The organism is Streptomyces sp. NPDC002643, assembly GCF_053592555.1.
On sequence record NZ_JBSFVY010000040.1, the window covers coordinates 69,706 to 76,411 of the forward strand.

The window sequence follows — 6,706 nt, forward strand, 5'->3', positions numbered from 1 at the left end:
GGGCGCCCGGTGCGATTGCCGGGCGCCCTCAATGCGGATTCAGCGCGCGCCGCGCGGAACTGATCACGTGGTGGGCGTCGGCTCCGTACACGGCGGACTCTCGAAGCGTCTTCCAGACCCTCATGTACGCGGCAACGCTGTCCGCGTCGTCCAACCACAGTTCCGCGTGCCAGTCCTCGGTGATCACGAGTCTGTCGTCCAGGACCCAGAAGCCGTTGGCGGCGGGGATCTTGAGCGGTACACCGAGGGGGATGATCCCGAGTTCCACGGTGTCCAGCCCGATGGTGCCCGCCAAGCGGTCAAGTTGGCCCGCGAGAACGGGCGGTGGGCAGACGAGCGCGTGAAGCGCGGCCTCCCAGACGAGCGCGTGGAACTTCCTTCCTGCCCGGTAAAGCCATTCCTGGCGTCTCATTCGCGCCCGAACGGCAGCCTCGGTGTCGGGCGCCGAGTGATGAAGCTCCGCGTAGCGCAGGAAGATATGCCGCGCGTAGTCGGCTGTCTGCAACATGCCCGGCACGACGGCCTCCTCCCAAGCGTGGATGACCGTCGACCGGGTGACCTCCACATTCCAGCTGTCCTGCACCGGCCGGTGTCCTGCGGCCAGTTGGCGGCGCCAGGAGCGGATGTGGGACTCGAAGCCCTTGAGACGGGCGTCCAACTCGTCAAAGGCGTCGGGCTGATCGACACCTGCCGCCCAGGCTCGCAGGTCCTCGGTCGTCGCGGTCTGTCGGCCGTTCTCCAGCTTGTAGATCTTGGAGTGGGGCCAGCCGAGCCGTTGAGCGAGCCGCGGACCGGTGAGTCGGCCTTCAGGGGCCGAGAGCCGAAGTTCCCTGAGCCGTACTCCAAGGGCCTCCCGCGCCTGCTGAAAGTCTGTACTCACCGGTTCCACTCACTGGTTGTTCAGCCGTTTGTGGCCAACTGCGCCGCGAACAGCTCGTACGGAATGGCGCGATGCGTCGCCGCGTCACGTACCTGGCAGTACCGCAGTACGTCCGCGGGTTCCGTGATCACTTCGACAGTGAGCAGGGTGTCGGTGTCGTCGAAGACGAGCAGAGCGACGAGACGGCTGTCGAAGATCCAGAAATCCTCGTTGGGCAGGCGTAGTTCCTCCGCCTGCTGCCGCCACAGGCTGCGTACGTCCTCGCCCGTGGCCGCATTGCACTTGGCGTAGTCGAGGAGGAACAATTGTCCGGTGGTCGGCGGATCGTCGACGATGCGAACACGACCGACGTACTTGCCCGACGACGTCTGGCGGCGGATGTTCGTGGCCCAGTCACTGTCGAGGTCCCACGTGGTCTCGCTGGTCTCGACGAACACCGCGTATGCGGGGTCCTCCCGGTCCGACGCGTAGCCCTTCCGTGTCTCAAGGTGCCATGCCGTGTGCTCGAAGGTTTCGAAGAGCTGCCGAAACTCATCCGTGCTGATCGTCTTGGGCACCCGAGCGGCCGCCTTGGGACCGTGATTGACGAGTAACTCGCGCGGTACGACCACCGCTGAGTCCCCGGCGCCGAAGTGTGCCAGCTGGGAGAGGTCCTGGGGATCGGTGAGCGGTGTGCCCTGGACGACGATCTCCCCTGTGTCGAGGTCTTCGTGCACGGCCGGGCAGCTTCCGTTCTTACTGTCCGTGCCGTTGAAGCGCAGTCGTCGCGTCACGGTTGTCTCCTTCGACGTCGGGGGCCTTTGACCTTCTCCAGCATCTCCAGCTCCGCTGCCCCGTCCTACAGGGTGCGCCCCTCCATTTGAGACCACGTAAGAACATTCAGCCAGACGGCGAGAACATTCGAGAACATCGCGTAGAGAGTGTCAACCCTGGGGTTCTACGGTCCTGTTCGTAGCTCGCCGGGTTCCCAGAACGGCACGACACCTCCGTGAAAGGAATCGTCCATGACCGTCCTGCTCGACACCCCCTCCCACACCCGCACTCGTGATCCGAAGGAACTCCTCAACGCCGTACAGCCGCGCATCAGTCACCTGACCGTCAACGTCCTCGACAACGGCATGAGCCTGTGGGACCGCGAGATCGCCCTGCTGCTGCGCGACCACACCATGGTCCGGGACATGACCGAACGCATCCTCGGCAACGCCGTCATGTACACCATCGGCTGCATGGAGCACCCCGAAGTGCACCTCGGTGTCGGCAAGCTCGTCGACATCGGTGTCCATCAGCTCATCCTCGACACCCCCGTCTGGTGGGCACTTTGCGACGTCTACAACGGGGGCCGCTACAAGCACCACGCCCCCTTCGTCGAGCGCCGCCGCGACGGCCTGTGCCTGCGCACCGCGGACTTCCTGAAGTCCATCGGTTTCGATGTCGACGAGGAACTGTGGGCCGTTGACGGCACGGACTGCTCACCGTGCGACAACAAGGTCCCCGACAGCCACTGAACGGACATCGACCGACCTACGCTGCCCCTGGCCCCGATCCTCGCTCCGGTCAGGGGCAGCCCCCTCCCCACGAACAGGAACACGCACCGTGCCCGCACCCCACGACATCCCCGCCGAGACCGAACTGTGGGATGCCTACGCCGAGTCCGCGTTCAAGGACGACGCGGAGCCGGTGTTCTGCTGGACGCAGTACGCCGGGCACGGGCCGGGTCCCGAACTGCTCGGCGCGCCGCGCAGCGTGCTGGAGATCGGCTGCGGTACCGGTCGCGCCCTCGCGTACCTCGCCCGGCGGGGCATCACCGCGCACGGTGTCGACCTCTCTCCGGTCATGGTGAAGAAGGTCAGTGAGCGGTGGGCGGACACCGGCGCGGTCTTCGCGTGCGGGGAGGTCCTGGAGTGGCTGGCCGCCTGCGAGGACACTTACGACGCCATCTACTCCGTCTTCGGGGCGGCCTGGTTCACCGACCCGGGCCGCCTCTTCCCGCTCGTACGGGCAAGGCTCAACCCGGGCGGCGTCTTCGTGTTCTCCCAGCCACCGGCCATCCCCGGCGCGTACGGCCCCCAAGGCATGTACAAGGGCGGCTTCGCGGGCAAGGCGATGTTCACCTACCGCTACAGCTACCGCCCCGCCGTCTGGGAACGCCTGCTGACCCGGGCCGGGTTCGCGTCGCCCGAGGCCCGCGTACTCGCCGCCCCGGCACCGGGCCACATCGGCACACTGCTGGTCCGCGCGGACGTCAGCCCTGGGTGAGGTGATCGAATTCGCCGGCCTTGGCGCCCGCGAGCATGGCGGCGATCTCGGAGTGGGTGAAGAGGAGGGCGGGGCCGTCGGGGGCCTTGCTGTGGCGGATGGCTATGCCGTTGTCGTGGGGGGCGAATTCGACGCAGTTGCCGTCACCCGACGAAGCCGAAGATTTCTGCCACTCCGCACCCAGTGCGGACGCATCATGAATTACATGAGTAGACATTTCCTACCCCCTGCGGTATTCGTTGAGGTGTTTCTCAATAACTTCTAGCGATTTCGGTCCCGTATAAGTACCGTCGCCCAGTAGGCGCCGGAACAGTCTACTGTACGCCGATACCTCGTCCTCTTTCTCCAAGAACCGATTCGATGTCAGGCCATCGGTGTAAACAATGTCGGGTTCCCAGCGCTTCCGAAACGAGAGGATAACGAAACTTCCGAATACGACAGCATGCCAAGGCGACTGTTCAGGCATGACGTAGAGGTTTACGACATTGGGGTATCGCTTGGGTAGCTCAAGCAAATGTTCGAGCTGTTCGATCATGACGTCCGGCCCTCCCATGACGTGCCGGAACGCAGATTCCGATACAACACCCCAGAAGATCAGGGGGTTTGGGCGCTCAAACACCTCCCGACGCTTGTCTCGGATGGCCAGCCGGTCGCGCCTCTCCTTTTCACCGGTGTCCGGCAAGTGCAGGTCCATGACCGCAGCCGCATACGCATGGGTCTGCAACAACCCTGGAATCAGGCTCGTTTCAGCGTTGAACACCTCGACAGCGTCGCTCTCGTATCCGATGTAATCGGCATACACGGCGCTCACCACGCTACGAATGTCACTGTCCCAGCCACGCACGTTGCCGCGTGCGCGCAGATCGAGGATGTAGTCCCGCATGGTCTCGTCCTCGACTCCGTACAACGCGAACAGCGTTGTCAGATCGCGCTCGCTGACTCCAACCCGCCCGGTTTCGATGCGGTTCAGCTTGGCGGGCACCCAGCCGAGCGCTCGCGCCGCAGCATCCTGTGTGCCATGGCCGCCGTCCTCGCGCAGCTTGCGCAGGATGGAACCAAGCCGTACTTGACGGGCTGTTGGCTGGTCAATCCTGCGCGCACCCATCGGTGAACCTCTCTCCCTTGGCCTGGGGTGTTGGCGTACATGCCGCGTCACGGGCGGACCGCCCGGGACACCCGAAACAGTGGAACCTCGTTTGTTAGCTTGCAAGTTCCCGAGGCGTATGCAAGCTTACAAATGTCGGAGCGCCCGCAGTCAGGGCGTGCACCGCTCTACTCTGCTGTGCTCCAAGGGGGTTGTTTGTCGTGCCCGAAGCGATCACGCACCGCCAGTATCCCACCACCAACCGTTCGGTAGCCCGCGCCCGTTCGGACAGCCTCGCCTTCCTCGCTTCCTGCGGTATCGATAGCGGCGGGGAATTCGCAAGCGACGTCATGCTTGTCGTCAGCGAGTTGATGACGAATGCCGTCACCCACGGCCGTGTACCCGGTACTTCGGGGCGGCAGATCGGCATGTCCATCGAAAGAGCCGGCAACGTGTACCGCGTTGAAGTGCGGGACACCCAGAGCGACCGGATGCCGGTGCTGCGAGCGGCGAGCGGCAGCGACACCGACGGGGGCCGGGGGCTCCTGCTCGTCGACTTCCTCTCCGACAAGTGGGGCGTAAGACCAGAGGGCGTTGGCAAAACGGTGTGGGCCGAGAAGGAATTCGACACCCAAGCAAACGGCAGCCGATGAAACAGAGTTGCCCCGCAGTGGCATAGCGGGCCACTACGGGGCGGAGTGTCAACAGCGAAGGAAGGAGCCATCGACATGCGGAACCCTATCGGTTGGCTGCTCGGCGTTCTGGCTGTTTCGAGAAGTAGATGGGAAGGTGCCCGAATCGAATCCGTCCCGGCCGCAAGCAAAACCGTAACGACGTTCGATACGACCACCCCGACCACCCCGACCACCCCGACCACCCTCCACATCACCATCCCGAGAGCCGCCCCAGAACCGCCCCGCCCATGGCGCCCGAATCCCCACAAGGCCCGCTGGGCGCGCTGGGCCAGGCGGGCCGAGCGGTTGCGGTGGAGTGGCCGGGGGCTACCGCTCCTGCCAGTGGAAGCGTGCTGGCAGCGAGGGGCGGCGGACTCGGAAGGAGTGGCCGAGCCACCTGACTGGAAGCAGTGGGGGAACGCGGTCCCGGACCCGGACCCCGTACGGACGTACCTGCTAGTCGACTTGGTGGGGGCGGGGAGGGGCCATGAGTGACCGCCGCGGCCAGGCGCCGCACGCCGTGGACGAACGGGAGTTCATCGCCTGGGCCACCCATGTGCGCAAGTGCAAGAGCGGATGCCGGATCAGCATTGGCGAGGAGTGCGCCGAGGCGGCGTCGCTGCGCGAGGCTCTGCATGAGGCACGAACGCGCGGCGAAGCCCCACAACCTCCCCCCGAGCCACCAGTCCCCAGCCCCTGAAGCCCCAGGGCTCCCCCTGGGCCAGCCCTGGGGGGCCAGCCCCCAACGGCCCCGACCGTCGCGACGACGCACAACCCGGCCGGAGCGCGACGCCATCGGGCGTCCGTACACCGTGGTCCCCTCACGCGATGCCCGCCCCCAACCCCCACCCCACCCCCACGTGGCGATGCTCACAACCCGTCCCACCCGACTCCCCCTTACCCACCGGTAAGGATCGTTCATGATGTGCCAATGCTCAGGTTCATGCCCGTAGGCGACTCCATGACGATCGGCAGCGCGGGCGAACACACATGGCGCCACCGCTTCTGGCAACACCTGCTCGAAACCCACAACGGCCCCTTCAAGATCGTCGGCCCGCGCGAGACCCTCTACGACAAGGCGACGAACGCCCCCACGTCCTACGAGTACGCCGACTCCGACCCCCGTTTCCCGCGCGCCCATCTGGCCGGCTGGGGCGAGGGCTGGCTGCACATGGCCCCGCTGATCTCCGACGCCGTCCGCGCCCACCGCCCCGACGTCCTCCTGATCTCCCTCGGCCTCATCGACCTGGGCTTCTACACGAACGCCGAGCAGACCGCCGAGAACGCCCGCGCCTTCATCACGGCGGCCCGAACAGCCTCCCCCCGCCTCCGCATGGCCGTCCTCCCCGTCATCCCCAACATCCGCGCCACCGCCGACGCCCCCTTCGCCACCGAGGTCGCCCGCTTCAACGAACTGCTCGCCAAAACCATCGCCGACCTCGACGAACCCCGCTCCCCCCTCCTCCTGGCATCCCCACCCCCGTCGTACGACATCCACCTAGACACCTACGACGGCACCCACCCCAACGCCTCCGGCGAACACAAGATCGCAGCCGCCTTCACCAACGCGATGCACGAGGCCTGGAACCTGACAACCCCGTACGACCTGCCGTAAACCTGCCGCAGCCCACCCCCACCACGACGGCGGGGCAGCAAAACACGTCCCCCACCACGACGGCGGGGCAGCAAAACACGTCCCCCACCACGACGGCGGGGAAGCCGCGTACGGACGGAAGGGGCCGGGCCGGTGTGTCATATGTCCGTCGCGTACAGCCGGCTCAGCAAAGTTCACGCCATCCAACCCCCGAGCAG

At 65.9% G+C, this 6,706-nt stretch carries 9 protein-coding genes; 5 read left to right on the forward strand and 4 right to left on the reverse strand.

What is annotated here, in order from left to right; all coding sequences use genetic code 11:
* Positions 1-28 precede the first annotated feature (28 nt).
* Both ACWD4G_RS39175 and ACWD4G_RS39180 read right to left on the reverse strand, forming a co-directional pair.
* Positions 29-880 (reverse strand): helix-turn-helix domain-containing protein, encoded by an 852-nt coding sequence (locus ACWD4G_RS39175; protein ID WP_451302312.1) that lies wholly within the window; start codon positions 878-880, stop codon positions 29-31.
* Positions 881-900: 20 nt separating this feature from the next.
* Complete coding sequence (locus tag ACWD4G_RS39180; RefSeq protein WP_451302314.1) at positions 901-1,653, reverse strand: DUF6879 family protein; 753 nt, start codon at positions 1,651-1,653, stop codon at positions 901-903.
* Positions 1,654-1,884: 231 nt separating this feature from the next.
* Between ACWD4G_RS39180 and ACWD4G_RS39185 the strand changes: the two genes are divergently transcribed.
* Both ACWD4G_RS39185 and ACWD4G_RS39190 read left to right on the forward strand, forming a co-directional pair.
* Positions 1,885-2,385 carry a hypothetical protein gene (locus ACWD4G_RS39185; RefSeq protein WP_451302316.1) on the forward strand — a complete coding sequence of 167 codons (501 nt, stop codon included), beginning with the start codon at positions 1,885-1,887 and terminating at the stop codon, positions 2,383-2,385.
* Between the two features lie 88 nt (positions 2,386-2,473).
* Entirely contained in the window at positions 2,474-3,136 is a 663-nt protein-coding gene (locus ACWD4G_RS39190) for a class I SAM-dependent methyltransferase (RefSeq protein ID WP_451302318.1), read from the forward strand.
* Here ACWD4G_RS39190 and ACWD4G_RS39195 read toward each other — a convergent pair.
* Both ACWD4G_RS39195 and ACWD4G_RS39200 read right to left on the reverse strand, forming a co-directional pair.
* The gene (locus ACWD4G_RS39195; RefSeq protein ID WP_451302320.1) at positions 3,123-3,353 is read right to left on the reverse strand and encodes a DUF397 domain-containing protein; all 231 of its coding nucleotides are present in this window, start codon (positions 3,351-3,353) and stop codon (positions 3,123-3,125) included. The two genes, ACWD4G_RS39190 and ACWD4G_RS39195, sit on opposite strands and share 14 nt — an antisense overlap.
* Positions 3,354-3,356: 3 nt before the next feature.
* The gene (locus ACWD4G_RS39200) at positions 3,357-4,241 is read right to left on the reverse strand and encodes a helix-turn-helix domain-containing protein (RefSeq protein WP_451302322.1); all 885 of its coding nucleotides are present in this window, start codon (positions 4,239-4,241) and stop codon (positions 3,357-3,359) included.
* 200 nt (positions 4,242-4,441) lie between these two features.
* On the opposite strand from ACWD4G_RS39200, the gene ACWD4G_RS39205 reads away from it, so the two are divergent.
* The 3 genes from ACWD4G_RS39205 (at position 4,442) to ACWD4G_RS39215 (ending at position 6,509) form a co-directional block, all read left to right on the forward strand.
* Positions 4,442-4,873 (forward strand): ATP-binding protein, encoded by a 432-nt coding sequence (locus tag ACWD4G_RS39205; protein ID WP_451302324.1) that lies wholly within the window; start codon positions 4,442-4,444, stop codon positions 4,871-4,873.
* Positions 4,874-5,381: 508 nt separating this feature from the next.
* Positions 5,382-5,594 (forward strand): hypothetical protein, encoded by a 213-nt coding sequence (locus tag ACWD4G_RS39210; RefSeq protein WP_451302326.1) that lies wholly within the window; start codon positions 5,382-5,384, stop codon positions 5,592-5,594.
* Between the two features lie 231 nt (positions 5,595-5,825).
* On the forward strand, positions 5,826-6,509 hold the full coding sequence (locus ACWD4G_RS39215; RefSeq protein ID WP_451302328.1) for an SGNH/GDSL hydrolase family protein: 684 nt from the start codon (positions 5,826-5,828) through the stop codon (positions 6,507-6,509).
* Positions 6,510-6,706: the final 197 nt, after the last annotated feature.

Excerpts from the sequence above, each read along its gene's own strand:
- ACWD4G_RS39215 (WP_451302328.1), top strand. The coding sequence starts at position 5,826 with ATGCTCAGGTTCATGCCCGTAGGCGACTCCATGACGATCGGCAGCGCG.
- ACWD4G_RS39200 (WP_451302322.1), bottom strand. The coding sequence starts at position 4,241 with ATGGGTGCGCGCAGGATTGACCAGCCAACAGCCCGTCAAGTACGGCTT.
- ACWD4G_RS39185 (WP_451302316.1), top strand. The coding sequence starts at position 1,885 with ATGACCGTCCTGCTCGACACCCCCTCCCACACCCGCACTCGTGATCCG.
- ACWD4G_RS39195 (WP_451302320.1), bottom strand. The coding sequence starts at position 3,353 with ATGTCTACTCATGTAATTCATGATGCGTCCGCACTGGGTGCGGAGTGG.
- ACWD4G_RS39210 (WP_451302326.1), top strand. The coding sequence starts at position 5,382 with ATGAGTGACCGCCGCGGCCAGGCGCCGCACGCCGTGGACGAACGGGAG.